The 25,452-nt window shown below is 45.6% G+C and carries 24 protein-coding genes; 16 read left to right on the forward strand and 8 right to left on the reverse strand.

Annotated features, from left to right (window positions below; translation table 11 throughout):
- Positions 1-170 precede the first annotated feature (170 nt).
- Together B4240_RS01480 and B4240_RS01485 are read left to right on the forward strand one after the other, a co-directional pair.
- Positions 171-590, forward strand: a complete 420-nt coding sequence (locus tag B4240_RS01480; RefSeq protein WP_296236449.1) for a PACE efflux transporter — start codon at positions 171-173, stop codon at positions 588-590.
- Positions 591-761: 171 nt separating this feature from the next.
- Positions 762-1,052, forward strand: a complete 291-nt coding sequence (locus tag B4240_RS01485) for a DUF4031 domain-containing protein (protein WP_296236450.1) — start codon at positions 762-764, stop codon at positions 1,050-1,052.
- 100 nt (positions 1,053-1,152) lie between these two features.
- On the opposite strand, the gene B4240_RS01490 is transcribed toward B4240_RS01485, so the two are convergent.
- A complete protein-coding gene (locus B4240_RS01490) occupies positions 1,153-2,031 on the reverse strand; it encodes a LysR family transcriptional regulator (protein WP_296236451.1) in 879 nt (292 codons plus the stop codon).
- Between the two features lie 209 nt (positions 2,032-2,240).
- Here B4240_RS01490 and B4240_RS01495 point away from each other — a divergent pair, with 209 nt between their 5' ends.
- A complete protein-coding gene (locus B4240_RS01495) occupies positions 2,241-3,371 on the forward strand; it encodes an S-(hydroxymethyl)glutathione dehydrogenase/class III alcohol dehydrogenase (RefSeq protein ID WP_296236452.1) in 1,131 nt (376 codons plus the stop codon).
- A gap of 77 nt (positions 3,372-3,448) precedes the next feature.
- Here the strand turns inward: B4240_RS01495 and B4240_RS01500 are convergent, their stop codons facing one another.
- Positions 3,449-3,697 carry a DUF2164 domain-containing protein gene (locus B4240_RS01500; protein WP_296236453.1) on the reverse strand — a complete coding sequence of 83 codons (249 nt, stop codon included), beginning with the start codon at positions 3,695-3,697 and terminating at the stop codon, positions 3,449-3,451.
- Positions 3,698-3,726: 29 nt separating this feature from the next.
- Positions 3,727-4,386: a DsbA family oxidoreductase gene (locus tag B4240_RS01505; RefSeq protein ID WP_296236454.1), complete on the reverse strand. Its 660-nt coding sequence runs from the start codon at positions 4,384-4,386 to the stop codon at positions 3,727-3,729.
- A 341-nt stretch (positions 4,387-4,727) separates the two neighbouring features.
- Here B4240_RS01505 and B4240_RS01510 point away from each other — a divergent pair, with 341 nt between their 5' ends.
- The 9 genes from B4240_RS01510 to B4240_RS01550 all read left to right on the forward strand — a co-directional run bounded on the left by B4240_RS01510 (position 4,728) and on the right by B4240_RS01550 (position 16,917).
- Entirely contained in the window at positions 4,728-5,393 is a 666-nt protein-coding gene (locus B4240_RS01510) for a 2Fe-2S iron-sulfur cluster-binding protein (RefSeq protein ID WP_296236455.1), read from the forward strand.
- Positions 5,390-6,382 (forward strand): FAD binding domain-containing protein, encoded by a 993-nt coding sequence (locus B4240_RS01515; RefSeq protein WP_296236456.1) that lies wholly within the window; start codon positions 5,390-5,392, stop codon positions 6,380-6,382. The genes B4240_RS01510 and B4240_RS01515 overlap by 4 nt, the downstream gene beginning before the upstream one ends.
- A 2-nt stretch (positions 6,383-6,384) precedes the next feature.
- Positions 6,385-8,805, forward strand: a complete 2,421-nt coding sequence (locus B4240_RS01520) for a xanthine dehydrogenase family protein molybdopterin-binding subunit (protein ID WP_296236457.1) — start codon at positions 6,385-6,387, stop codon at positions 8,803-8,805.
- Between the two features lie 136 nt (positions 8,806-8,941).
- A complete protein-coding gene (locus B4240_RS01525) occupies positions 8,942-10,192 on the forward strand; it encodes an XdhC family protein (protein WP_296236458.1) in 1,251 nt (416 codons plus the stop codon).
- Positions 10,189-10,959 (forward strand): nucleotidyltransferase family protein, encoded by a 771-nt coding sequence (locus B4240_RS01530; RefSeq protein ID WP_296236459.1) that lies wholly within the window; start codon positions 10,189-10,191, stop codon positions 10,957-10,959. Before B4240_RS01525 ends, B4240_RS01530 begins: the two co-directional genes overlap by 4 nt.
- A gap of 184 nt (positions 10,960-11,143) precedes the next feature.
- A complete protein-coding gene (locus B4240_RS01535) occupies positions 11,144-12,295 on the forward strand; it encodes an acyl-CoA dehydrogenase family protein (RefSeq protein ID WP_296236460.1) in 1,152 nt (383 codons plus the stop codon).
- Positions 12,296-12,363: 68 nt separating this feature from the next.
- Positions 12,364-13,572: an acetyl-CoA C-acetyltransferase gene (locus B4240_RS01540; RefSeq protein ID WP_296236461.1), complete on the forward strand. Its 1,209-nt coding sequence runs from the start codon at positions 12,364-12,366 to the stop codon at positions 13,570-13,572.
- A 53-nt stretch (positions 13,573-13,625) separates the two neighbouring features.
- Positions 13,626-15,812 carry a 3-hydroxyacyl-CoA dehydrogenase NAD-binding domain-containing protein gene (locus B4240_RS01545; RefSeq protein ID WP_296236462.1) on the forward strand — a complete coding sequence of 729 codons (2,187 nt, stop codon included), beginning with the start codon at positions 13,626-13,628 and terminating at the stop codon, positions 15,810-15,812.
- A 49-nt stretch (positions 15,813-15,861) separates the two neighbouring features.
- Positions 15,862-16,917, forward strand: a complete 1,056-nt coding sequence (locus B4240_RS01550) for a CaiB/BaiF CoA transferase family protein (RefSeq protein WP_414707070.1) — start codon at positions 15,862-15,864, stop codon at positions 16,915-16,917.
- Positions 16,918-16,981: 64 nt separating this feature from the next.
- On the opposite strand, the gene B4240_RS01555 is transcribed toward B4240_RS01550, so the two are convergent.
- From B4240_RS01555 to B4240_RS01575, 5 genes are all read right to left on the reverse strand, one after another.
- Positions 16,982-17,596, reverse strand: coding sequence for a hypothetical protein (locus B4240_RS01555; RefSeq protein WP_296236464.1), 615 nt, complete (start codon positions 17,594-17,596; stop codon positions 16,982-16,984).
- Between the two features lie 59 nt (positions 17,597-17,655).
- Positions 17,656-18,291, reverse strand: coding sequence for a hypothetical protein (locus B4240_RS01560; protein WP_296236466.1), 636 nt, complete (start codon positions 18,289-18,291; stop codon positions 17,656-17,658).
- Positions 18,292-18,556: 265 nt separating this feature from the next.
- Complete coding sequence (locus tag B4240_RS01565) at positions 18,557-19,306, reverse strand: PhnD/SsuA/transferrin family substrate-binding protein (RefSeq protein WP_296236467.1); 750 nt, start codon at positions 19,304-19,306, stop codon at positions 18,557-18,559.
- 3 nt (positions 19,307-19,309) lie between these two features.
- On the reverse strand, positions 19,310-19,804 hold the full coding sequence (locus tag B4240_RS01570; RefSeq protein ID WP_296236468.1) for a PAS domain-containing protein: 495 nt from the start codon (positions 19,802-19,804) through the stop codon (positions 19,310-19,312).
- A gap of 300 nt (positions 19,805-20,104) precedes the next feature.
- A complete protein-coding gene (locus B4240_RS01575; protein WP_010201036.1) occupies positions 20,105-20,467 on the reverse strand; it encodes a roadblock/LC7 domain-containing protein in 363 nt (120 codons plus the stop codon).
- 691 nt (positions 20,468-21,158) lie between these two features.
- On the opposite strand from B4240_RS01575, the gene gdhA reads away from it, so the two are divergent.
- The 4 genes from gdhA (at position 21,159) to B4240_RS01595 (ending at position 25,366) form a co-directional block, all read left to right on the forward strand.
- Entirely contained in the window at positions 21,159-22,505 is a 1,347-nt protein-coding gene (gdhA, locus tag B4240_RS01580) for an NADP-specific glutamate dehydrogenase (protein ID WP_296236469.1), read from the forward strand.
- Between the two features lie 221 nt (positions 22,506-22,726).
- Positions 22,727-23,308, forward strand: a complete 582-nt coding sequence (locus tag B4240_RS01585) for a PepSY domain-containing protein (RefSeq protein WP_296236470.1) — start codon at positions 22,727-22,729, stop codon at positions 23,306-23,308.
- Between the two features lie 484 nt (positions 23,309-23,792).
- Positions 23,793-24,629 carry an amino acid ABC transporter substrate-binding protein gene (locus B4240_RS01590; protein ID WP_296236471.1) on the forward strand — a complete coding sequence of 279 codons (837 nt, stop codon included), beginning with the start codon at positions 23,793-23,795 and terminating at the stop codon, positions 24,627-24,629.
- A 53-nt stretch (positions 24,630-24,682) separates the two neighbouring features.
- Positions 24,683-25,366 (forward strand): amino acid ABC transporter permease, encoded by a 684-nt coding sequence (locus B4240_RS01595; protein ID WP_414707071.1) that lies wholly within the window; start codon positions 24,683-24,685, stop codon positions 25,364-25,366.
- Positions 25,367-25,452 lie beyond the last annotated feature (86 nt).

A 25,452-nucleotide genomic window follows, 5' to 3' on the forward strand; every position in this document is an offset into this window, starting at 1 on the left:
TGCTTGCTGTGTGACTTTGTCACGTCAGAGGCTGCAAAAAATTCATCCCAGTAGCGCTGTGTTTATTTTGTAGTAAATCGACTACAGGAATAATTTTTAAAATAAGAATAATAAAGCGCGTGTTAAATATTCAATTTTAAAGTAATCGAATACATAAATTAGGAAGTGTCATGCGTAACAAAAAAGACCGAATTCGCCACGCCCTAGGGTTTGAGATTATAGGTCTGCTTATCTTTGCGCCGCTAGCAAGCCTAGTGTTTGGTTTTGAGCTACATCTGATGGGTATCATGGCACTGGCGGGCTCTATCGTCGCTACTTTTTGGAACTATTTTTACAATATTTTGTTTGACCGCGCCATGCTGAGGCTGCGCGGCGCCGTGCAAAAGACCGTAGCGATACGCGTGCTACACGCTGTTTTATTTGAAGGCGGGCTATTATTGCTATTTTTGCCCGTTATCGCGTGGTATTTGAATATTAGCTTGTGGCAAGCGTTTAAGATGGATATTGCGATGTCGACCTTTTATCTGACTTATGCCTTTGTTTATAATTGGGTTTATGACAAGGTGTTTCCTATTCCTAACAGTGATTAGACATTTATCATTAAAGTCGCATTTACATTCAAAGCGAACTTAGCAAGCTCTATTTACTAAGGCTAAATGGATTAGCACGTAGCAAATGCTTTAAAATTAAGGACTTAGATTGTTCTGTTAAAGCGGATAAATATTAAGGCGAAAAGTAGAAGCACAAAGGAGCGCAGTGATATGGCAATTTACGTAGATTTTATGCAAATAGAATTTAAAGGCTACAAATGGTGCCATATGCTCGCAGATACACTGCAAGAATTGCATGATTTTGCCGCATTGATTGAAGTGGATAAGCGTTTGTTTCACCGCAACGCCAGTTATCCGCATTATGATGTCACGGTGCAAATGCGCGAAACAGCGCTTGAGTATGGCGCCATCCCTGCCGATCGCAAGAAAATTATCGAATGTGCAAAAAAGCTAAAGGCGGAGTTAAATGCGCAAATAGCGCGGACGAAATCTGCCAAATAGGCTTTTTTTACTAAATATATCGTTATGCGTGGCTTTTTTTTCTGCCTTGATCCTTTAAGACAGCATTAGTACTTTAAGACTGCATTGATATTTTAAGATGCTATTTCAGGCGTTCTGTCAAATAATCCACCAGCAGTCGAATTTTTGGCGATAAATGACGATTGTGCGGATAAATTGCCCAAATGCCTTCTTCAGGCTCTCTATAATTGTCCAATACGCTCACCAGCGCACCGGACGCTAGATGTTTTTGTACGTAATAATCGGGCAGCTGCACGATACCCAAACCTTTTAGCGCGGCATCGACTAAGCTGTGACCACTGTTATATTGCACGCTACCAGAAACGCGCAGATTTTTTTCTGTATCAACGTTGCTGCTGTCTTCTATAAAGTGCCAATAATCACGCGTGCCAAGTAAGCAGTTATGTTGTTTCAAATCAGAGAGAGAATGCGGTATGCCATATTTTTTGAGATAAGCGGGCGCGGCGCAGACAAAATTGGTACGGCGGCTCAGCTTTTTTGCCATCATGGTTGAGTCGCTTAATTTGCCAATCCGAATCGCCAAATCATAGCCGCCTTCAACCAAGTCGAGCTTTTGATTGCTCAAAAAAGCCGTCACTTCGATCTCGCGGTACTGCACCATAAAATCATTGATAAGGGGCAATAATTGCTGCTCGCCATAGGTCACAGGCGCGGTCAGTTTAATCCTACCTTGCGGTTTTGCTTGTAAATTGCTCACTGCTTGCTCGGCAGCGCCCAAACCATCGAGGACACCGCGGCAATGCTGATAAAATACGCGGCCTTCTTCTGTTAGCGACACCTTACGCGTCGTACGATATAGCAGTTTAATATTAAGCCGCTGCTCTAAAGCGCTTATCTGCCGACTGACCTGCGCGGTAGAAATGCCCAGCTCCTTTGCCGCACGGGTAAAACTCTCGTATTCTGCCACATAGACGAATTCGCTAATGCCATCCCAGCGCATGATTATTACCACTGTGAAAAAGATATTTGCAAATATAGCATATTGTTATCACAGCAGAAACAACTATAATGGTAGTTATAAAATTAATGCTCTACAGACTGGCCAAATATAGACTGCTCAAACTAGCGCTTGCCTCTATCAAACAAGCACTATAAGCTAAATTGGCCTGAGCTTAATCGAAGATACAACTTATTAAAAGAGAAAATACTATGTCAGATAAATTTATCAAATCCAAAGCCGCCGTTGCGTGGGGCCCAAATCAGCCACTGTCTATCGAAGAAGTGGACGTTATGCTGCCAAAAAAAGGTGAAGTACTGGTAAAAATCGTTGCTAGCGGCGTTTGTCATACCGATGCGTTCACCTTATCTGGTGCAGATCCAGAAGGCGTCTTCCCAGCGATTTTAGGCCATGAAGGCGGCGGCATTGTCGAGCAAGTCGGCGAAGGCGTCACCAGCGTGCAAGTCGGCGACCATGTCATTCCTTTATACACGGCAGAGTGCGGCGTTTGTAAAATGTGCCGTTCAGGTAAAACCAACCTGTGCTCAGCGGTGCGTGAAACCCAAGGTAAAGGCTTAATGCCGGACGGTACGACACGTTTTTACAAAGATGGTGAGCCGATCTATCATTACATGGGCTGCTCAACCTTTTCTGAATATACGGTGTTGCCAGAGATTTCTTTAGCAAAAGTCAATAAAGAAGCGCCTTTAGAAGAAGTGTGCTTACTTGGTTGCGGCGTGACCACAGGTATGGGCGCGGTGATGAATACGGCAAAAGTTGAAGAAGGCGCAACGGTGGCTATCTTTGGTCTCGGCGGCATTGGACTGTCAGCAATTATTGGCGCGCAAATGGCAAAAGCTGGCCGTATCATTGCCATTGATATCAATGAGAGCAAGTTTGAGCTGGCCAAAAAATTGGGCGCAACTGACTGCATCAATCCAAAAAATTACGATAAGCCGATACAAGATGTCATCGTTGAATTGACCGATGGCGGCGTTGATTACTCGTTTGAATGTATCGGTAACGTCGATGTTATGCGCTCAGCGCTTGAATGCTGTCATAAAGGCTGGGGCGAGTCAATCATCATCGGTGTTGCTGGTGCTGGGCAAGAAATCTCAACCCGACCATTCCAATTAGTGACCGGTCGCGTTTGGAAAGGTTCAGCATTTGGCGGCGTCAAAGGTCGCAGCGAGCTACCAGCCTACGTTGAGCGTTACCTAGCGGGCGAAATTCCTTTGCAAGATTTCATTACCCACACCATGCCATTAGAAGATGTCAATGAAGCCTTTGATTTGATGCATAAAGGCGAGAGTATTCGCTCGGTGGTACATTTTGCCGAGTAATGTTTAGTTAAAATATCAAGTTTTAAAATAAAAATGCCGTTCTTAATGAGAGCGGCTTTTTTATTGTGAATTCTCTTTTAGTCTTTTTTAAAACTGTGCATGTCTTCTAAGATAGCGGTAAATCTATCGTATAACCAAGGCTCATTGTCATCGATCATTTGATTGTATAAATGCGGTCCTATGGTTTCGATAATGAAATCCAATAAGAACTTCGCTGGCAAATTGCCAATATCGACATCGAATTCATCATTCATATAACCCCGCAATTCCTCTAAGACGAGGGTTTCAGCTTCATCTGACAGCGTTAGCAATTTATCTTTACTCATTGACTCCAATCCTATTAGCAAAGCCTTATTCACTCTTGCATCGTTGCCAATTGCTCTAAAATACCGACGTAATTATCAACGCCTTGCGCGCCGCTCACCAAATACCGCTCATTAAAAATTATTGCTGGTACGCTTTGAATGCCCTGCTGCTGCCAGTGCCGCTCTTCTGCGCGCACCTCTTTAGCAAAACGCTGATCTTCTAAAACTGCTAGCGCCTCACTACGATCAAGTCCAACCTCGGCAGCGATATCGGCAAGAACGGTCTTATCTGAAAGATTGCGCCCATTGGTAAAGTGAGCGGCAAACAGCGCTTGCTTTAAGTCATGCATCGGTTTTTGTCCTTGCTGACCGGCCCAGTACAGCAGCTGATGCAGATTAAAGGTATTGTGCATCCGAAGTTCATCATTAAAGTTAAACTCAAAACCAACCTCCGCGCCTGAATCCGTGATTCTGGCGCGGCTCGCATCAGACTCTTCTTTACTTGAACCATATTTTTCTGTGATATGTTCACGCATGTTTTGACCAGTACTTGGCATGTTGCTGTTTAGCTCAAACGGATGCCAATGAATCTCATAAGGTGTGTCGGTTTGTTCAAGCGCTTGTGCCAACTGTTTATAGCCAACAACACACCAAGGACAAACGACATCGGAGACAATGTCTATACGCAGTGGTTTTTTCGAATTTTTCATGATTTTTTACCTAAGTTATGATTTATATTTTGGCTGAGCTGTCTGTTATTTTATATGGCAAATAAAGACATGCCTTTTTATCAATACTAGGATAAACAAAGAGCGATTACAACGTGCGCTCAGTTAACAATAAAACGTATCCGAAAAACGAATCTAAAATTACTGTCGGAAATATTCAAAATACAGCTTGGAAGACCTAATTTTGGTTAAAAAACTACACTGCAATGACTACAAAGTGAAAACAAAGCCGCGTTTTTGATAAGCCATAATGAAGTGATTGACGCATGTTCCAAAGCGTTTACCAATATCCTTTCACGATCAACTGCCAGCGAGAAGCCAGCATGTCTACCTTGACGTTAACGATTAATCAGCAGGATTATCAGCTCGATAATCTGGATCCGCGCACGACATTGCTTGATGTCTGTCGCCAACATCTGCAAATTACCGGTCCCAAAAAAGGCTGCGACCACGGTCAATGCGGCGCTTGTACCATGCTCATTAATGGGCGACGGGTCAATTCTTGTCTGGCCCTTGCGGTCATGCATGACGGTGATGAGATTACGACAATCGAAGGCATTGGCATGCCTGAGTCGCTCTCAGATTTGCAACAAGCTTTTAAAGACCACGATGCGTTTCAGTGTGGCTACTGTACGCCGGGGCAAATTTGTTCGGCAACGGCGCTAATAGAAGAAATCAAGCAAAATTGGCCAAGCTATGTGACCACCGATTTGCAAAACCCTGATGGCTTGCTGGTACAAGAAATCGCTGAGCGCATGAGTGGCAATATTTGTCGCTGCTCGGCTTATCCAAATATTGTTAATGCCATCTCGCAGGTTTTGGCAAAGGAAGTAAAAGACAAGGCCGCTGCTAAAGATATCACCACAAAAGGGTCAGATGTCACGGGAATATGGTCGCCGCCGCCCAGTGAAACCCAGCTTAGCAAGCCGTCACAAAACCAGCCGTCACCAAATAAAAACCATACCGCGCAAGCAGGAGGTCGCTCATGAAACGCTTTGACTACATTCGTGCTGAGGCGCCCGAGCAAGCCGCAACCTCTGCCAGTCCAAAGGAAGCAGCATTTATCGCTGGTGGCACCAATCTCTTAGATTTAATGAAGTACGAGATTGAAACCCCAACCAAACTGGTTGATGTGACCCGTCTTGAGCTTGAACAAGTCGAAACCACGGCTGACGGCGGATTACGTATCGGTACGCTGGTGACCAATAGCGATTTGGCCGCGCATCCTGAAGTGATTGCCAATTATCCGGTATTGTCTCGCGCTATTTTGGCGGGCGCTACTGGTCAGCTGCGCAACAAAGCCACGACTGGCGGTAACTTTTTGCAGCGGACGCGTTGCTACTACTTTTATCAAACCGATAGCCCATGCAATAAACGCGAGCCCGGTAGTGGCTGTCCAGCGATTAATGGTGAGAACCGTACCCTTGCTGTTCTAGGTACAAGTGATGCTTGTATTGCCCAGCACCCATCTGATATGGCGGTTGCCATGCGTTTGCTTGACGCCGTTATTGAGACCGTGAAAGCGGATGGTTCAACGCGCGCCATTCCTGTCAAAGATTTTTATTGTTTGCCAAAAGACACGCCGCATATTGAAAATGTCTTGGAGAGTGGCGAGCTTATCACCCATGTCGTTTTACCAGCACCCATTAAAGGCATGCATACCTATGACAAAGTCCGTGACCGCGCCTCTTACGCATTTGCCCTAGTATCCTGCGCGTCTGTCATAGAGGTGGATGATGAGAGTAATTTAGCGACCGTACGTTTGGCATTTGGCGGCATCGGGGTTATGCCGTGGCGTAATGAGGACGTTGAAGCATTACTAACAGGGACGGCGGGCGATGACGATACGATTAATCAGGCCGCAGAGTTATTATTAAAAGAGGCCAAAGGCCATGGTCAAAACGATTTTAAAATACCACTGACGCGTCGCCTACTTAAACAAGTTATTCAGCGCGCACTAGCGGGCGAGGGAGCATAATCATGTCATTATTGGATTCAGTAATTCCAGCAGAACCGACCAAAAAAGTGACCATGAATGAGCCTGTCGAGACCTTATTTAATAAAACGACAAGCAATTTGGTTGGCAAGCCCATTAACCGTGTTGACGGTTCGTTAAAGGTCAGCGGACAAGCGCCTTATTCGGCAGAGATTTATCGAGAAAATCAAGTTTATGGCGTTTTGGTTGGTGCAAAGATTGCCAAAGGACAAGTCGAAAATATTGATAGCAGTGCGTTAGATAACATTCCTGGCATCATCAAAGTGGTGACCGACCCCAAGCACTTTTTGCGAAACTCTCAGCAAGGCGGTGAGACCGAGGCGCCAACCCAAGGCGTAAGCGAGGTTTTTTATCATGGTCAGCCGATCGCTGTGGTGGTCGCTGAGACCTTTGAAGCGGCCACAGAAGGTGCAAATGCGCTGAATGTCACTTATAAAGATGAAACCGAAAAAGCGGCGTTAAACTTTACGCAAGAGCTTTCAAACGCGCATGAGATTAATGAGAAAGAAGGCGCCGATAAAAACGCCGTACATGGCGATCCTGAGCAAGGTTTGGCGGATTCAGAAGTGACCCTTGATCGCTTTTATCATACGCCAAGTCAAAGCAATTCGCCCATGGAGCCGCATGCTACTTTGGCGTATTGGGAAGATGACAAGCTCATCCTATACACTTCTAACCAAAAAGTTGCGTCTTGCAAACAGCAAGTCATGGATGCATTGGATCTAAACAAGGATCAAGTGCAATTAATCTCCTATTTTGTCGGTGGCGGTTTCGGTAGTAAGCTCGGTATTGCGCCCGAATCCATTGCCGCGGCTATTGCGGCAAAAGAGCTTGGTCGTCCGGTACTCATCAATATGACGCGCCCGCAAGTGATGGAGGCGACGGTTAGGCGTTCAAACACGCGGCAACGTATCGCCATTGGCTGTGATAAAGACGGCATTATCAACACCTTTATCCATGATACGACGAGCAGTAACTTGCCGGGAGAGGGGTTTTTTGAACCAACGGCGTTATCTACTCACTACCTGTATCGCGGTGAGAATCGCCGAGTTAGCTATAAAATGGTAGACATGAATTACGTGCTATCTGGCTCTATGCGCGCCCCCGGTGAGGGGGTAGGTATGATTGCGGTTGAATGTGCGATGGATGAATTGGCCACGCAACTGGATATCGATCCGCTTGAGCTGCGCCGCCGCAATGAGCCTGAGCAAGACCCCAGCAAAGAGATTCCGTTTTCAACGCGTCACTTGCTTGCCTGCCTAGAACAAGGCGCCAAGCAATTTGGTTGGGATAAGCGCAACCCCAAACCTGCCAGTCAATTGGAAGGCGACTGGTGGATAGGAATGGGTATGGCAGCGTCTGCTCGCGGTAACCAACTGGAAAAATCTGAAGCTCGCGCGACCTTGCAAGTCGATGATACAAAAGCGCTTGGCGTCAAAGCCGTCATTGAAACCGATATGACGGACATTGGAACTGGCTCTTATACGGTGTTATCTCAAGTGGCCGCTGATTTACTTGGCTTACCGATAGATCACATCGAGATGAAGTTGGGTGACAGTGCGTTTCCGCCTGCCGCAGGTTCAGGAGGCAGTAAAGGGGCGGCCAGCTCGGGTAGCGGCGTGTATCTTGCCTGTGAGCAATTGCGTGAGATGATTGCAGAAAAAGTCGGACTGTATCCTGACACCATTCAATTTGATAAAGGCCACATCAAGCAAGCAGGTGAGCATGATCCAAGTGTGACAGAAGCGGCTGTAGAAAAGGTTAAAGATAAAGCGACGGACTTAAAAAACCAAGTCTCTGATAAGACGGGCTTAGCACTACCTGAGTCGGCTACAGAAAAGTACGATTTTAGCAATTTTCAGTCTTATGCGTTGGCGGATATTATCGCTCAGTACGATGAGCAAAAAGTCAGCGCTAAAGGTCAAATCAAACCAGGTAAAAACGCTAAAAGTCACCGCCAAGCGTCTTTTGGGGCAAATTTTGCCGAAGTTGCTGTCCATAGAGTCACCGGCGAGGTTCGTCTTAAACGTATGACGGGCGCCTTTGCCGCTGGTCGTATTTTGAATCATAAAACCGCCACTTCGCAGTGCTACGGCGGCATGGTGTTTGGTATCGGCTCAGCCTTAATGGAAGAAGTCATCCATGATAAACGCGATGGCCGTATATGTAATCATGATCTCTCTGAGTATCATGTGCCGGTCAATGCCGATGTGCCGCAATTGGAGGTGATATTGGTAGAAGAAGACGACCCTTATACCAACCCGATGCATATTAAAGGTATAGGTGAAACGGCTATTTCGGGCGCCGCGGCGGCTATAGCCAATGCGATTTATAATGCGATCGGCGTACGGGTTTATGATTTCCCAATCACGCCTGATAAGCTGCTTTATGAGCTTCCAGAGTAGTTAGCTTAAAAAACAGGATAACGGACAATTAATATAAGAAACCCGCTAGCGGCTATTACTAGCGGGTTTTTAAACACTAAAAGTCCAGTAGCGCTGTATTATTTTATAGTGAATCGACTTAGAGATAAGAGGAATTATGAATCACGTTGCCGACATTCTTAAGCTTGCAGCCGAGGCGCAGCAGCAAAACATCGATGCCGTGCTAGCAACGGTGGTGCGTACTGAAGGCTCTGCCTATCGCCGCGCGGGCGCAATGATGCTTATCTGCGCGGATGGGCGTTCAGTGGGGATGATTAGCGGCGGCTGTCTTGAGCCGCACATAATCAAACGTGCTTTTTGGTTGACGCGTAATGGCGCAAACGTGCAGATTTATCAAACGGGTAATGATGAGGCGGACACAGATGATGACGTTGAAAATAGCGTAAATAAAAATGACGATTTAGACAACGAGTTAAATTTTGGTTTGGGCTGTAATGGACGCGTGCACGTATTATTTGAGCGTTTGACAGCTGCAATGCCGCTTTTAGAAACTTTCCGTCACGTTCGCCGTAGCCAGCAGCCAAAAATAATAGCAACGTTGATTCGCTCAAACGCTGATAAGGCTCATTTATCAATTGGACTGCGCCTAGATTTAGAAGATTCTATTGCCAACAAGAACATCCCTTCTATCAGCGACGACAACTTATCTAACCAACCCTTGATTGATAACTCGAGTGCTCCTACTCCTGAGATTAAAGCGATAATTACAGCGCTATCAACCTATCAAGTTTCTGATAAAAATTCCGAATACGCTGTGTTAGAAAACGATGATATAGCTACAGAATGGCTTATTCAGCGCCTGCAGCCACAACACCGTTTGCTTATTTGCGGCGCCGGCAATGATGTGATGCCGCTTGTGACCATGGCGAAATTGCAAGATTGGCATGTTACCGTTATCGATAGCCGCGCCCAATATGCCACGCGGCTGCGGTTTCCTCAAGCGGATGTCGTGATGCCCGTTTCATTAGACGAGACCGAAAAACTGCTTAAATTAAGTCATAATGCGGCAGTTGCTTTAATGTCGCACAGCTTAACCCAAGACCGCGCCCGTCTTGCGGTATTGCTAGAGCATCCGACCCATTATAAGTATCTTGGACAATTAGGGCCAAGTTATCGCACCGAGCGCTTAGTGAATGAGATTCGCGCTGTCAAAGACCATCCCGAACGCTTAAACGACGGTGTGAAAAAATTACATTATCCAATAGGCTACAAATTGGGCGGCGATGGCCCTGAAGCCTTAGCGCTTGGCATCATGGCCCAAATAAATGCTGTCATGCATGAGCAAACGCCGCCAGCTGATTTTTTAGCAAATAACGACAGCAGGCCAGCAGTGCTGAGCTGTGTATGAGAAAAAATACAGCGAGGTTAGACGGCAACAAAACCACAAAACAAAACTCCCATTTCAACCAGCAAAACTTTCAGCAAAACAACCATGCCGTCATTATTTTAGCCAGCGGGCTTAGTCGCCGCCTTGGAGAGACTAAGCAGCTGCTTTGCAAAGATGGCGAACCTTTGATTGGCTACATGCTAAAACTGGCAGCAAGCACAATTCCGCAAAGCATTATAATTGTCATCCCTGATAACGCTCCTGATATAAGCAATGCTATTGATAAAGTGGCCTTTTTACCTTCAATGGTTCAAATTGTTATAAATCCGGCTCCTAAAATGGGTATGGCTCATAGTCTAAGTTTGGCTATCGAAGCAATAACCAACCTTGCAAGCTCATCGATTGAGCGCATACTAATCATGGGCGTTGACCAAGTGTTATTGAATAAAAAACATTTAATGGCATTATTAGCAGGCAACCATGCCGTGGTGGCAAGTCGCTATGCAAAAGCTAATCACGGGCAGAAGGTAGAGAATAAGAACACGATTGAACAGCCCAAAAAAAATATCACCGGTATGCCATTAGTGATTGATTATCACCTACTCAAACAGTGGCAACCTACTTTAAGTGGAGATAAAGGCCTACGTCATCTAATCAGAGCGTTACCGCCGCATCAGCTGTCAGCGGTGATCAATCCTAAGCTCAGCTACGATATCGATACCCCAGAGCAGCTTGCTTATGCCAGACAACAGGGCTGGGTTGACGCTGCGCTGTGTGACAATGCATAGTTGCCGTATATGTATTTTAGCGAGAAGTTTTCTGCTTTAATATCGCACGGATTTTAAAGCAGAAAACTTCTCGGTTCTTTGATTTAGGTGTCAATCCAACCACGACGTATGGCAATATTGAGCGGTACATGCGTACACCTCGAGTAAAAAGAGCGGTAATAATGACTAAATCAAGGATGATGACATGGCGATCGAACGTTTTAAGCCAAAATGGATGGACGAAGAAATTAAGATGCTGCACGAGAGCGCATTAAAGTTTTTTAACAGCTGGGAGCAGCACGACGAGATGTGGCGTAAAAATGGCATGCTCGATCGTGAAGCATGGTTAAAAGCTGGCGAGGTAGGATTTTTATGCGCCTCAATGCCAGAGGAGTACGGCGGCGCGGGCGGTGACTTTCGCCATGAAGCGGCTCTTATTTATGCCCAAATGGAAGCCAATCAATCAGGCTTTGGTGGCTTTTTGCACTCCGGTATCGTCGCGCCTTATATCCTCCATCATGGTACGGAAGCGCAAAAGCAGGTGTGGCTACCTAAAATGGCGACTGGTGAGCTAATCGGGGCAATTGCCATGACGGAGCCGGGCACAGGCTCAGATTTGCAAAACATCAAAACCTACGCGGTCAAAGACGGCGACGATTATATTATCAATGGCTCAAAGACTTTTATTACCAATGGTCAATTGGCCAATTTGGTCATTGTTGCCTGTAAAACCGACAGAGAGCAGGGCGCCAAAGGCGTTTCTCTTATTGTCGTTGAAACAGACAACGCTCCAGGCTTCGAGCGCGGGAAAAAGCTTAAAAAGCTTGGTATGGCGGCGCAGGATACGTCTGAGCTATTTTTTAATGATATGCGCGTGCCGCAAGCCAATTTGCTAGGCACTGCCGAGGGTTTGGGCTTCACGCAATTGATGCAGGAGTTGCCGCAAGAGCGTTTGATCGTGGCACTGGTCGGAATTGGTGCTATGAAGTTGGCGCTTGATTTGACCATTGACTATACCAAAGAGCGCACCGCTTTTGGTAAGCCTATTTGGAGCTTCCAAAATACCCGCTTTAAATTGGCCGAATGTAACAGCCATTATATTGCTTCGAGCGCCCTTTGCGATGCGGCAATTGAAGCCTTAGTCGAAAAGAAGTTAACCGTACAGCACGCTGCTTTAATCAAATATTGGGTAACCGAAAAACAGTGCATCGTCATGGATGAGTGCGTGCAGTTATTTGGTGGTTATGGCTATATGATGGAATATCCGATTGCGCGGCTTTACGCTGATGCGCGGGTACAAAAAATCTACGGCGGTACTAATGAGATTATGAAAGAGCTAGCGTCACGCTTTATGTAGTGGCGGCTGGCTTTTTTATTATCAGCATTTCTCATTTACACAAATCTCTAAGACTATAAGGACATAGCATGTTTCAGACGGCTTATATTTATGACGCCATTCGTACCCCGCGCGGTAAAGGCAAAGCAGGCGGTAGCTTAAATCAAGTAACGCCCATTTGGCTGGTTCGCACCTTACTTAATGCCATGCAGCAGCGCAATGATTTAGATACCAGTCTGGTCGATGACGTGGTGCTCGGCTGCGTGACCCCAATCGGTGAGCAAGGTGCAGACATTGCTCGTATTGCGGTGCTTGATGCCGGCTGGCATGAAACCGTCGCTGGCGTGACCTTGTCGCGCTTTTGCGCCTCAGGGCTTGAGTCCATTAACTTGGCGGCAAGTAAAATCATGTCTGGCATGGAAGATATGGTGGTTGCAGGCGGGGTTGAATCGATGAGCCGCGTACCGATGGGTTCAGATGGCGGCGCGTGGGCAACCGATCCGCGCGTAAATGCCGCCACGGGATTTGCGCCGCAAGGGGTTGGTGCTGACACTATTGCGACCCTCGAAGGCTTTAGTCGTGCGGATGTCGATGCTTTTGCAACCAAATCGCATCAGCGTGCTGCTAACGCATGGGCTGCTGGCTACTACGATAATGCCGTGATACCTGTCTATGATTTAAATGGACGTTTGCTACTTGATAAAGACGAAACCATTCGTCCTGACACCACGGTTGATACGTTGACAGGATTGAAACCGTCTTTTGCTCAGCTTGGCGCGATGGGCTTTGATAGTGTTTTACTGGACAAATACACTAGTATTGAGCGTATCAATCACGTCCATCATGCGGGTAATTCTTCTGGTATCGTCGATGGCTCCGCGCTTTGCTTATTGGGTAGTGAGGAAGCTGGGGAAAAAGCAGGATTACGTCCACGCGCCAAAGTCATTATGGCCTCGGTCATCGGTTCTGAGCCGTCTATTATGCTGACTGGTCCGACGCCTGCTTGCCAAAAAGCGCTGAAAAAAGCCGGTATGAGCGCCGCCGATATTGACCTATGGGAGATTAACGAAGCCTTTGCGGCGATACCGATGAAAACGGCAAAAGATTTGGGCATCTCACTCGATAAAGTCAACGTCAATGGCGGCGCGATTGCCATGGGTCATCCATTAGGGGCAACCGGTGCGATGCTGCTCACTACCGTTCTTGAGGAGCTTGAGCGCCGCGACCTAAAAACGGCCATGATTAGCTTATGCGTTGGCGGTGGTATGGGCATCGCGACCATCATTGAGCGTGTTTAAGCTATTTGTAGAAAGTGATTAAATAAGACATTTGAATATAAAAAGGAAGAATAATGAGCATGGATTGCACCCAAATAATTAGTGAGTTAGCGCACTTTTCTGCTGAACGCGACAATGAAGGTATCGTGACCGTCACCATAGTTCAAACTGATCGAAAGATGAATGTGATTGATGATCATTTTAATCACTCGTTTGCTGCTTTAAGCGACGCTTTTATCAATGATAAATCGGCTACCGGTCTAATCATCACCTCGGGTAAAGACAGCTTTATCGCGGGCGCTGATATCGATCAGCTGGTCAATCTTCAAACCCATGAGCAAGTATTTGAGTTGGTTGAAAATCTAAAATCAAGTATGCGTCAGCTTGAAAAATGTGGCAAACCTATCGTTGCTGCCATGACTGGCACCGCGCTTGGCGGCGGCCTTGAGATAGCATTAGGCTGTCATTATCGACTGGCTATCGATGCGCCTAGTGCCAAGTTTGGCTTACCGGAAGTAAAGCTGGGATTATTGCCGGGCGGCGGCGGGACTCAGCGCTTGATGCGCCTCATCGGTATGCAAAAGTCGCTTGAGATGATGACCCAAGGTCAGATGGTCAGTGCCAGCCGTGCAAAGGAGCTGGGCTTTATCGATGCCCTTGCGAGTGATAAAGCGGATATGCTCAGCCAAGCTAAAGCATGGATTAACGCCCATCCTACCGCCCAGCAGCCGTGGGATGTCAAGGGTTTTAAAATCCCGGGTGGCAATGGCAACAATCCAAAAAATGCGCAAATGCTCTCCGTTGCCCCAGCGATGGCCTATCAAAAATCGCACGGCAACTATCCAGCGATTATTCATATTATGTCTTGCGTTTTTGAAGGCAGCTTACTTGATATCGATGCTGGGCTTGAAGTGGAGTCCAATTACTTCGTCGCTTGCGTACTGTCGCCAGAATCGAAAAATATGATTACCTCGATGTGGTCGCAGCTTAACCACATTAAAAAAGGCCAATCGCGTCCTAGCGGTTTTGAGCGCCAAAAAGTAAATAAGGTTGCGGTACTTGGTGCTGGCATGATGGGCGCGGGGATCGCTTACGTCGCCGCCAAAGCTGGTATTGATGTGGTGCTATTAGATACTAGCATCGAAAATGCCAATAAAGGTAAGCAGTATTCAGAAATGCTATTAGATAAAGTCATTAGTCGCGGCCGCTCAAACGACAGCAAAAAACAAGCGCTACTAAATAAAATTCAAACTACGACCGCTTATGATGACATTGAAGACTGCGATTTGGTCATTGAAGCAGTATTTGAAAACCGTGATATTAAAGCTAAGTGTACCGAGCAGGCCGAAGCAATTATCCCTGAGTCTGCCGTTTATGCGTCTAACACCTCGACCATTCCTATCACTAGCTTAGCGGTAGCAAGCAAACGCCCGACGCAATTTATCGGGCTGCATTTCTTCTCGCCCGTTGATAAGATGCCTTTGGTTGAAATTATCATGGGCGCGCAGACTGACGATGCCACTTTGGCCAAAGCCTTTGATTTTGTGCTGCAAATTAGCAAAACGCCAATCGTCGTCAATGACAGTCGCGGTTTTTATACCTCGCGCGTGTTTGGCACCTATGTATCAGAGGGTATTGCGATGTTAGGCGAGGGCGTGCATCCGCGCCGTATTGAAGTGGCAGGACTTAAAGCCGGTATGCCGATGCCACCACTGGCGCTAGAGGACGAAGTCGCGCTTGATTTGTCGATGCTGATTATGGCGCAGTCTAAAAAAGACACCCTTGCTGAAGGTAAAGACTGGGTCAGTCACCCAGCAGAGGCGGTGCTTACGACACTGGTCAAAGATCATGAGCGCTTGGGTAAAAAGGTTGGCAAAGGCTTTTATGATTATACGAAAAATGCTGAGGGTAAAGGTAACAAGCAGTTATGGCCCACGCTGACTGAACTATATCCTCCCGTTACTGAACAGCCCGATATGCAAGAATTAATTGACTGTCTGCTTTATATCCAAGCCAACGAGGCGGCGCGCTGCTATGAAGAAGGGGTTTTGCGTTCGGTTGCTGAAGCTAACGTCGGCTCCATCTTTGGTTGGGGCTTTGCCCCGCATCAAGGCGGCACTTTGCAATTTATCAATGCCACAGGTATCGAGCAGTTCGTTGAGCGTAGTTGCGAGCTTGCGGCAAAATATGGCACGCGTTTTGCGCCTGCCCAGATTTTGGTTGAAATGGCAAAAAAGGGCGAGGTGTTTACAGATGGTTAACAGCGCTCAAATACCACAAAATCCATTATCAAATATAACAAAAAATATAATGGCTGATTGCTTAAAGGGGCTAAAGGTAGTGGACCTCACGCGTAATCTACCCGGTCCATTTGCTACCAGATTACTTGCGGATTTGGGAGCAGAAATCATTAAGATTGAACCAAAAAATGGCGACCCGGGACGGGCGTTTGGTGAATTGTTCGAGGCTCTAAATCATGGCAAACACTGCGAGAAAGTTGATTTTCGCAGTGCAGAAGGTATCGACACTATCAAAGCTTATATCAAAGACGCCGACGTCATGCTTGATAGCTTTCGCCCTGAAGTACTGGCAGGTATGGGTTTAGATGCCGCTACTTTGCACGCCATCAACCCAAAGCTTGTCATAGTATCCATCACAGGATATGGCATCGCTGATGCTCTTAACGAGTCAGCCGCGCCTTGGACGGCTAAAGCGGGTCACGATATCAATTTTATGGCGATGAGTGGTACATTGGCACAATTAACAACCGCTTCAGGCGAGCAAGCCATGCCCAATATGCAGTTTGCCGATTTGGCAGGGGGCAGTGATACCGCGGTGATCGCCTTACTAGCAGCAGTATTTGCCGCCAAAAACACTGGGCGCGGACGCCATATTGCCGTTAGCATGACGCACAGCTTGTACCATCACTTAGTAATGCCAAAGGCCACGGCTAATATGATGCAGGATATCAGCGGTCGCTATCCAGCGCCGCAACAAGACTTTTTGGGCGGTATATTACCCTGCTATCGGTTATACAAAACCCAAGACGGTCGCCACATGGCAGTCGGTTCATTAGAGCTGAAGTTTTGGCAGCTATTATGCAGGACATTAGATTTGACTGAGTACGCCGATGCGCATTGGCAGCGCGGCTTTATGCCTCATACAGCTGCGAGTAAACTGGCTGAGCAAGCCATGACAGATAAGTTTGCCAGTCAAACCTTAACGCATTGGCAAGCTGTCTTTAGCGATGTTGATGCTTGCGTGACGCCCGTACTGACACTGGCAGAAGCACAAAAGCATCCGCTATTTGCCCATCAAGATAAGTATCAAGCAACGGCTGGCTGGCAAGTGCTTGCGGGGGCGTAACGTTATAATCAATCTACTATAAAAGACGGATTGCTGATTTAATTAACAAATCTAGGCCCCGAATCTAGGCCCCGAACCTAAGCCCCGAAGTTTTGAGTGCCCATACCAGCTCAACAAAGGCACGATTGTTGGTCAACGGCTCGCCATCGATGATAAGCACGTAACCTGAGCCGTCAATCCATAAAAATACAAAACTGGTTTCAGGAATCAGCAAATCAACTTGTTGAAAAAAAGAGATGGCTTGGCTCTCTACCGCCCAGCCGCGCTGTTTTTGGCGCAGCATAAAGCCTGAAAAGTCAGCCGCCGCAACGCTCAGCATATCCGCTTCTTCTTGGCTATAACCAATGCGTGCCAGACAAAAACCTTCATCAGTACCGATCGCCGCGCGGCGTTTACCAGATAAGCTTGAAACGACGTACGGTAAAAACTGGTCCAAAGGCAAATTCGGCGCTGGCAAAAATAGCGACAGCTTCTCAATCCAGCCGTGTTCTAAAAAGCTGTCTAACCATTCATCAGAATAGCGCTCGAGCCAATCGGCAGCCAGTAGCGTTTCATTGTGCGACAATAAATCTTGCAAGGATAACTGCTCAGGCGTCGGTTCACTTTGCGAGAATGCCTCAAAAATGCCGGCTGGGGTCAAGGTCAGATAGGTTTTATTAGCGTTTAGATAAGAGGACATAGCGGCTACCCGTTAGATGAATGTTTTATGATGCTATGAAAAAATAAGTAAGTTAGGCTCTAAGTATTTTGGACGTTCTGGGCATTTTTGGTTTGATCAAGTTGTTGCTGACAGTCATTCCAGCGCTCATCAAACTGCCAATCACTTTTACCCAAGCGAAACCAAACCAAGGAGAACGCCAGACGGTCGTGACGCGCGATACAATGGGCAAAAAACTCATTTTCTATTTGCTCTATAGTGTCAAAGTCTTGGTTATCACGCGCGAGCATCAAATCGCGGGTGATGTCCTTGGCGATTTCTTTAGCATCATCACTACTGATACGTAGCCGCTTGGTTTGCTCATTTAACGACGGCGATACCAGTACGCTCCAGCGCGTTGCTAGCATACTATTTTTTTGGATATAGCTTTTTTTATCGATACAATCGCGAAAGCCTTGCTCGATATGCGGCAGCATGCGCCCTTGTAAGCGGGTAAACATATTGGTGACATCATAAGGGATGTCATACCAGCAGCCATAAAAAAAGTCTGCAACTGCGCCTTGCAGCGGCTCTTTTTCGTTTAACAGTAGCGCAGCATTGATACGTTGCTCGTGAAAATGGCGATTGTTGGGTGCGATAAATATTTTACGTGAGTAAAGACGATACACACGCCGCGCCGCCATTTCACTTTCTTTGATGAGATCTAAATCAGACATAAGGGTGTCCTGTTAGTCATAGTCATTGTTATGTAAGTTCGCAATACAATCGATACGTTGATAGCCATGTGCTACTGGGATGAATTTTCCGTAGCCTCTGCGATAGCAGCAAGCAAGGAAAATTTACAACAGTAGCACTGTCGCGCTTTTAAAATAAATCGACTATAAATAACTACTATTAAATGAGTGCTATTAAACAAGTGCTATCAAACAATCACTGTGACTTAAATAAGATGCCGATGAATAATAAACCTGTCAGCTAAATTTAGCTCAGTAAAGTTTGCATCAAATCAATCATAAATTCCGCGTCTTCTTCGCTCATGGCTTCAAAACCTTGCGGCATACCAAGTTCGGCCAACGCTTCTTTACCGTCGTCATCGTTATGCAGATTCAAGATGGCATCCATCAAGATGTCTGTATCAGGAAAGCCCTCTTTAATAAGCAATACATGACTGATATCGGCCAAATCGCTTTCGATTAAGACGGCTAACTGCGCCTTGGTCAAGCGTGAAAAGCTGTGGAAAATCTCTGCCAAAAAGAACGCCGCTTGCGCTTCGCCTTTAATGACTTGGCGCGCCGCTGCTTGATACGTTTCAGTCACTGACCAATGAAGATCCGCTTCTTCTATATCAACCGCTTCAAGCAAGCGTAAACCAATTAATTTTACATCGCGGTTATCTGCCATCGCTATGGTAGCGCCAGCTTTGATATCCTCTAAGCGATTGATGTCGCTATTTGCTGCTGCCGTAATGACCATCTCATCAGATTTGCCGATAGGACGCGCAATCGCACGGTAGCCTTGTTCACGGATAAGGGTAGCCGCATCAAAGGGATTGGCATAAATAACCTGAATATCGCCTTGATTGATGATGTCTTCTTGTTCAGCATGCGAGGTAGGGATGTTTAGGTGCATGTTGAGATTGGCACGCTTTTGAATCAAGGTGTTAAACATGTGCCAGCCTGCAAAACGCTCCGGCGAAAAATCAGGGGCGATTAACATATTATGTGTCGTCATGATTTAGCCTTCCTCGTTTTGTTTTATTTGGGCATACTGAGCGATTGCCGCCTCAATTTTACTGCGCGACGGCTTACGGCGTACAGAGGTATAACCAACCGTTTCGCCGCGACGGACGTTTGGCACCACAGTCGCATAAACCCAATAATGGCTGCCATCTTTGCATAAGTTTTTCACATAGCCATGCCATTTTTGCCCAGCATTGGCGGTCGCCCACAAGTCTTTATAGGCGGCTTTTGGCATGTCAGGATGGCGCAAAATATAATGCTGCTTACCGATTAATTCATCGACGTCATAGCCGCTAATCTCGACAAAGGCATCATTGACATGCGTCAAAACGCCGTCTAGGTCGGTACGTGACACGATCAGCTTACCGTCAGGATAAGGGCGTTCGATACCGCTATCATAGATGGTGCGCGAGGTGCCATCATGATACGTCATGGTGATTTGCTCGGCTGGCACGTCAGGCTTAATGGCGTCGGGGAGTGGAGAACCCATTGTAATCTCCTTTATTTATCATTGGTGCGATAATTATTAAAGTGGTTAAAGCTATTAGAGTTTTTAAAGCTATTAAATACAGGCCGATCAACTTTAGGCAAATTCGGCGCGCTGAGTACTTGTTAAGTGTTCGGTAAACGTTTAGAAAACCTAATCACTCATTCAATATAAACAGTATGCAATACCTTAAATAATTTTTATAAGACATGCCGATAATTTTCATTTAAAGTGTTGTTTATCAAGTAGTTTGTAGCACTGCTGTCGCGTAAAGCCTTATCGGCCGAGAGTAGAAGTCATCGATTAGATAAGTTTTGCCAAGGCTTCTGATGCGCGTTTAATGTCTAAGAATATCAAGCCAAGCTTAGCGTTTGGTTTGGCCATAATGGTCAATACCGCTTCATCGCCTGATGAAGTCATAATCACGTAGCCTTTTTCGCCTTGGATCATGATACGGTCGATGCTGCCACGAGCCAATTCGCGACCTGCGCGGTCACCAAGTGACAATAAAGCGGCAGACATAGCGCCAACGCGGTCTTCATCAACGCCTGTTGGCAGCGCGGATGCAATCATAAGACCATCGTTCGAGATAAGGGCAGAAGCTTCCACATCGGCTGATGAGCTGTTTAGGTCTTCCAAGATTTGCTGGAATGAGTCTGTACGCATAACGATTTCTCTGTGACGAATGATTAAATAAAATGGATTAAACCGTGTTTAATACTGTCTTAAGTAGACAATAATAAGGGCGAGATTATAAACCCTTACTATTAGCATTGATATAGGAAGACCCCATTTATTATATAAATAAAATGTATATTTAACCTTTTATTCCTATTTCCCAACCGTTCATCGTAATGTTATTACAACTGATAAATAAAAGTTGGTTTTGTATGAAATATCTAGTATTTTTATTTTTCATTCAGGCGTTTTTACGGCACACTGTGGGTAGCAAGTAAGCATAAAAAATCGCTGTTTAAAGAAACAGTTTTGCACAAAATGGTTTTAAATTGCGCAAATAATAGGGGTTGTTTTTTTGACTAACGAGTTTTCACAGCAAGGTTATTGATAGATTATAATTAAAAAAAGTCTCTTATAACTTTTGATGATGGTGATATTTACTAGACTTATACAGCAAAAAAATGCTATATAGTTATGAGATAAAAATTGTTTGTGCTTCTGGGTTTAAGATTTAGAGACACATTCAGTTGGCTTCTAATCCCACTAGCTTCTATGTCCCACAAGGCCTAGAGGCGATTTCAGTCCCGCACTCGCGTTTTAAAATCCCATCGTTTGCGCTTAAGCGATAAAACGTCCGTGTGAATCAGCATGATTTCAATTTTTACCCTAAGGAACCTATATGAGTATCAGTCAGGCAATCGAAAAAGTCGAAGCACGTTACGCCCATCAACCTGAATTTATTCAGGCGGTAAAAGAAGTTGCAATCACTATTGCTCCGCTATACGACGCCCATCCCGAATACGATACGTTCAAAATATTTGAGCGCCTCGTTGAGCCTGACCGTGTTATCGCTTTTCGTATCAATTGGGAAAACGATAAAGGGGAAATACAGGTGAACCGCGGCTGGCGCGTGCAGTTCAATAACGCTTTAGGTCCTTATAAAGGAGGCGTCCGCTTCCATCCTACCGTTAACCAATCGGTACTTAAATTTTTAGGGTTTGAGCAAATTTTCAAAAACGCCTTAACGGGTTTGCCGATGGGCGGCGGTAAAGGTGGCGCTGATTTTGATCCTAAAGGCAAGTCTGACAGCGAAATCCGCCGTTTTTGCTACGCCTTTATGCGTGAGCTGCACCCATACGTCAGTAAAGACATCGATGTACCAGCAGGCGACATTGGCGTCGGTGGCCGCGAAGTCAGCTATATGTTTGCGATGTACAAAAACCTGACGCGTGAGCACGGCGGCGTCTTGACCGGTAAAGGCGTCGGTTTTGGTGGTAGCTTGATGCGTACCGAAGCAACGGGCTATGGCGCGGTTTATTTCTTAGAAAACATGCTAGCGGCGCAAAACGATAACATCAAAGGCAAAAAGGTGCTGATATCAGGCGCTGGTAACGTGTCACTTCACGCTGCTGAAAAAGCGCATATGCTGGGCGCAACGGTACTGACGGTATCTGACTCACAAGGTACGCTGTATGATAAAAACGGCATGGATCAAGAAAAAATTGATTGGCTAAAAGCGCAAAAAGCCCAAAGTAAGCCATTGTGTGATTATGTCGATGTATTCGGCGGTGAATGGTTGGCTAAGCAAAAACCTTGGCATATCAAAGGTGATATCGCGATTCCATCGGCGACCCAAAACGAAGTTGATGAAGACGATGCCAAACTAATGGTTGAAAACGGCATTAAATATATTGCCGAAGGCGCGAACATGCCATTGACCGCTGATGCGATTGATTATGTCCGTCTGCACCGTGTGCACTATGCACCAGGTAAAGCGGCTAACGCTGGCGGTGTGGCGGTTTCTGGTCTTGAGATGTCACAAAACTCAGTACGCCAATACAAAACCTTTGAGCAAGTCGATGAGCGCCTAAAAGCCATCATGAAAAATATCCATGACTGTGCTGCTGAGGCATCGGAAAACTATGGTCAAACGGACAATGGTTATATTGACTATATGACAGGTGCTAATATCGTGGGTTTTAAACGCGTTGCTGATGCCTTATGTGCTTATGGTATCTTGAACTAAAAATGTATTCACACTGAAGTTGTCTTTAATAGACCGCGCTTATCTGAAAGGATAGGCGCGTTTTTTTTGTTTTCAAACAATTTTGACTTCAAACAATGCTGATACATTAGGATACTTTTTTGCCGCACAGGTTTATCTCATCAACGTTATGATAAGGAACACTACTGAGCTAAATAAAAGCGACGTTAAATGAAAAACACTATAAATGAGGAGGTAATCTTATGAATAAAGTTCTAAAAAGCTTTCAGCTAACCACATTAGGTGCTTGCCTGACATTGGCTTTGACAACGGGTGTCATGAGTACAACTGCCAGTGCAGCCAGTAATGCAGACGAAGTACGCGCCGCTCAAGCAGCCAAAATTAGCTTAAAGCAAGCCATTACTATCGCCAGTAAAGCGGCTTCTGGTATTTTAATCAGCGCAGAGTTCGATGACGATGATAGCGATGCGGTAGACAAGGGCGGCGTCTATGAATTAGAATTCAGTACAGATAGCGTCAACTATGAAATCAAAGTAGATGCTGTTACTGGCAAGATTGTAAAAACAGAAACTGAGCGTCTAGATGGCGATGACATCAACGATTACCAAGTTCAAAAAAAAGCGAAAACCGATATTATGACGGCCATCAATAGCGCTGAAAAACAAACAGGCGGACGAATCTTAAAAATTGAATTTGAGAATGACCGTGATTATGCCAATCATACGGCGTATTATAAAGCCGACCTATTAAAAGGTAACCAGATTATCAGTATCAATGTGGACGCCAATACTGGCAAAACATTTGCCAATAAGTTTAAAAAATAGCAGTCATCTTTATAAAGGTAGTAAAAAGACATCAACTATATAGTTGATGTCTTTTTTTTGAACCATATTTATTCTAATTCCGGCCGTTGCCGTGCTTATCAATAAAGAGTTTGACCAGAAAAAGGGCTATATAAATCTTTATAAGCCCGTAAATTTTAATAATCTTACGCATACTCACTGTTTTTGTACGTTTATTCTTACGCAAGTGCGATAATATAAAAGCAACTCACTGTTGTATAATCAGTGCTGCTGGTTAAAATATTGGTTAATAATAACCGTTACCTAGCGTGGTTATATCAACAGCATATAAAAATAGCATTGAAAAATACTCACAGTATCCTCAAATCGGAAAGCCAAAGCCAAGCATGACAGGCAATAGGCGCGATTTTTAGTCAATACTGTTGGCAACTTTTATTCCTATTTGTTGATCTGATTGTTGGTTTGATATTTTTTGCATTATTCACCTACTTTATAAGGACGTCTTATGAAACGTCGTACTCTTTTAGCCTTCGCCGCCAGTACTGTATTACTTGCCGCTTGTAATCAGTCACCTACTACTGATACCGATACCAATGCGACCGATAGTGCGGCAGCTAGCGGTTCTGATTTGCTACAACGTATCAATAATGGTGGCACCATTAACGTCGGTACCGAGGGTACGTATCCGCCGTTTACCTATCATGATGAGAGCGGTAAGCTGACGGGCTATGACGTTGAAGTGACGCGTGCCGTAGCTGACAAACTAGGAGTGGATGTTGAATTTAAAGAAACCCAGTGGGATGCGATGCTTGCAGGACTTGATTCAAAACGTTTTGATATGGTGGCCAATCAGGTAAGTTTGACCACGCCTGAGCGCTTAGCAAAATACGATAAGTCGACCGAATATAGCTGGTCCGGCGCTGTGGTATTGGCGCCAACGGATGACAATCGTTATAGTTCTTGGGAGAACCTAAAAGGGCTACGTTCGGCACAGTCGCTTAGCAGTAACTATGGCGAGCTGGCAGAGCGCTATGAAGCAGAAATCGTTCCTGTCGATGGTATGGCGCAAGCAATCCAATTGGTCAAACAAGGCCGCGCTGACTTTACCATGAATGACAATCTTGCCGTATTGGATTATTTAAAGAAATTCCCAGACGCCAATCTTGAGATTAAACTGGTTGCGCCTGCCAGTGAGCAGACGGGTTCAGGCTTGGTATTGCTTAAAGGCAACGATGCGGTTGTAGAAAAATTAAATGCAGCGATGGCAGAGCTAAAAGCTGATGGGACGCTAACCAAACTTAGCGAAGAATTCTTTGGTGCTGATATAAGTCAACAAAAATAATGCTAGCTTCTATAACCTCAGTATTAACCGATTTATTAGCACTACTGCCATTTATGAGTGCTGATCGGGCGCATATTGTCATCAATTCGTTTTGGCCGATGCTCAAAGGCGGTATCTATTATTCGATACCGCTGGCATTGATATCATTTACGATTGGGATGGTTATTGCGCTGACGGTGGCGCTGATTCGTATCGTGCCGCGCGCTGGCTGGTTTCATGAGATTCTTTATCGGCTTGCCCGTATCTATGTGTCCGCCATTCGCGGCACGCCGATGCTGGTACAGCTGTTTATTATCTTTTATGGCTTGCCAAGCGTTGGTGTTAAGCTTGATCCATTTCCCTCAGCGATTATCGCCTTTTCATTGAATATCGGCGCTTATGCGTCAGAAACGGTGCGGGCGTCGATTTTATCGATCCCAAAGGGGCAGTGGGAAGCAGGCTCAACGGTTGGTTTGACGTATTTGCAAACCTTTCGCCATGTGATTTTGCCGCAAGCGCTTCGGGTATCAGTACCGCCCTTATCCAATACTTTTATCAGTTTGGTAAAAGACACCTCACTGGCGTCATTGGTGCTGGTCACTGAGCTGTTTAAACAGGCGCAAATCATCACCGCGCGTAACTATGAGTTTATGCTGGTTTACACTGAAGCGGCATTTATTTATTGGGGAATTTGTCTGTTTTTAACCTTTATTCAGGGCAAACTTGAGACCCGACTGGATCGTTATGTGGCAAAGTAATTTTTGCTAAAAATGTAGCCATTTACCTTGACGATTGTTTTTCTAATTAGCACTTTTCAATTAGCGTTTTTTAATTTGTAAGCGGA

Source organism: Psychrobacter sp. UBA5136 (genome assembly GCF_002414005.1).
Lineage (GTDB): Bacteria > Pseudomonadota > Gammaproteobacteria > Pseudomonadales > Moraxellaceae > Psychrobacter.

Bases quoted from the DNA above. Each gene is read 5' to 3' on its own strand.
- B4240_RS01555 (WP_296236464.1), bottom strand. From the start codon at position 17,596: ATGTCCTCTTATCTAAACGCTAATAAAACCTATCTGACCTTGACCCCA.
- B4240_RS01515 (WP_296236456.1), top strand. From the start codon at position 5,390: ATGAAACGCTTTGACTACATTCGTGCTGAGGCGCCCGAGCAAGCCGCA.
- B4240_RS01510 (WP_296236455.1), top strand. From the start codon at position 4,728: ATGTCTACCTTGACGTTAACGATTAATCAGCAGGATTATCAGCTCGAT.
- B4240_RS01495 (WP_296236452.1), top strand. From the start codon at position 2,241: ATGTCAGATAAATTTATCAAATCCAAAGCCGCCGTTGCGTGGGGCCCA.
- B4240_RS01590 (WP_296236471.1), top strand. From the start codon at position 23,793: ATGAAACGTCGTACTCTTTTAGCCTTCGCCGCCAGTACTGTATTACTT.
- B4240_RS01540 (WP_296236461.1), top strand. From the start codon at position 12,364: ATGTTTCAGACGGCTTATATTTATGACGCCATTCGTACCCCGCGCGGT.
- B4240_RS01525 (WP_296236458.1), top strand. From the start codon at position 8,942: ATGAATCACGTTGCCGACATTCTTAAGCTTGCAGCCGAGGCGCAGCAG.
- B4240_RS01535 (WP_296236460.1), top strand. From the start codon at position 11,144: ATGGCGATCGAACGTTTTAAGCCAAAATGGATGGACGAAGAAATTAAG.
- B4240_RS01520 (WP_296236457.1), top strand. From the start codon at position 6,385: ATGTCATTATTGGATTCAGTAATTCCAGCAGAACCGACCAAAAAAGTG.
- gdhA (WP_296236469.1), top strand. From the start codon at position 21,159: ATGAGTATCAGTCAGGCAATCGAAAAAGTCGAAGCACGTTACGCCCAT.
- B4240_RS01575 (WP_010201036.1), bottom strand. From the start codon at position 20,467: ATGCGTACAGACTCATTCCAGCAAATCTTGGAAGACCTAAACAGCTCA.
- B4240_RS01595 (WP_414707071.1), top strand. From the start codon at position 24,683: ATGAGTGCTGATCGGGCGCATATTGTCATCAATTCGTTTTGGCCGATG.
- B4240_RS01550 (WP_414707070.1), top strand. From the start codon at position 15,862: ATGGCTGATTGCTTAAAGGGGCTAAAGGTAGTGGACCTCACGCGTAAT.
- B4240_RS01565 (WP_296236467.1), bottom strand. From the start codon at position 19,306: ATGACGACACATAATATGTTAATCGCCCCTGATTTTTCGCCGGAGCGT.
- B4240_RS01530 (WP_296236459.1), top strand. From the start codon at position 10,189: ATGAGAAAAAATACAGCGAGGTTAGACGGCAACAAAACCACAAAACAA.
- B4240_RS01485 (WP_296236450.1), top strand. From the start codon at position 762: ATGGCAATTTACGTAGATTTTATGCAAATAGAATTTAAAGGCTACAAA.
- B4240_RS01545 (WP_296236462.1), top strand. From the start codon at position 13,626: ATGAGCATGGATTGCACCCAAATAATTAGTGAGTTAGCGCACTTTTCT.
- B4240_RS01570 (WP_296236468.1), bottom strand. From the start codon at position 19,804: ATGGGTTCTCCACTCCCCGACGCCATTAAGCCTGACGTGCCAGCCGAG.
- B4240_RS01490 (WP_296236451.1), bottom strand. From the start codon at position 2,031: ATGCGCTGGGATGGCATTAGCGAATTCGTCTATGTGGCAGAATACGAG.
- B4240_RS01560 (WP_296236466.1), bottom strand. From the start codon at position 18,291: ATGTCTGATTTAGATCTCATCAAAGAAAGTGAAATGGCGGCGCGGCGT.
- B4240_RS01480 (WP_296236449.1), top strand. From the start codon at position 171: ATGCGTAACAAAAAAGACCGAATTCGCCACGCCCTAGGGTTTGAGATT.
- B4240_RS01585 (WP_296236470.1), top strand. From the start codon at position 22,727: ATGAATAAAGTTCTAAAAAGCTTTCAGCTAACCACATTAGGTGCTTGC.
- B4240_RS01500 (WP_296236453.1), bottom strand. From the start codon at position 3,697: ATGAGTAAAGATAAATTGCTAACGCTGTCAGATGAAGCTGAAACCCTC.
- B4240_RS01505 (WP_296236454.1), bottom strand. From the start codon at position 4,386: ATGAAAAATTCGAAAAAACCACTGCGTATAGACATTGTCTCCGATGTC.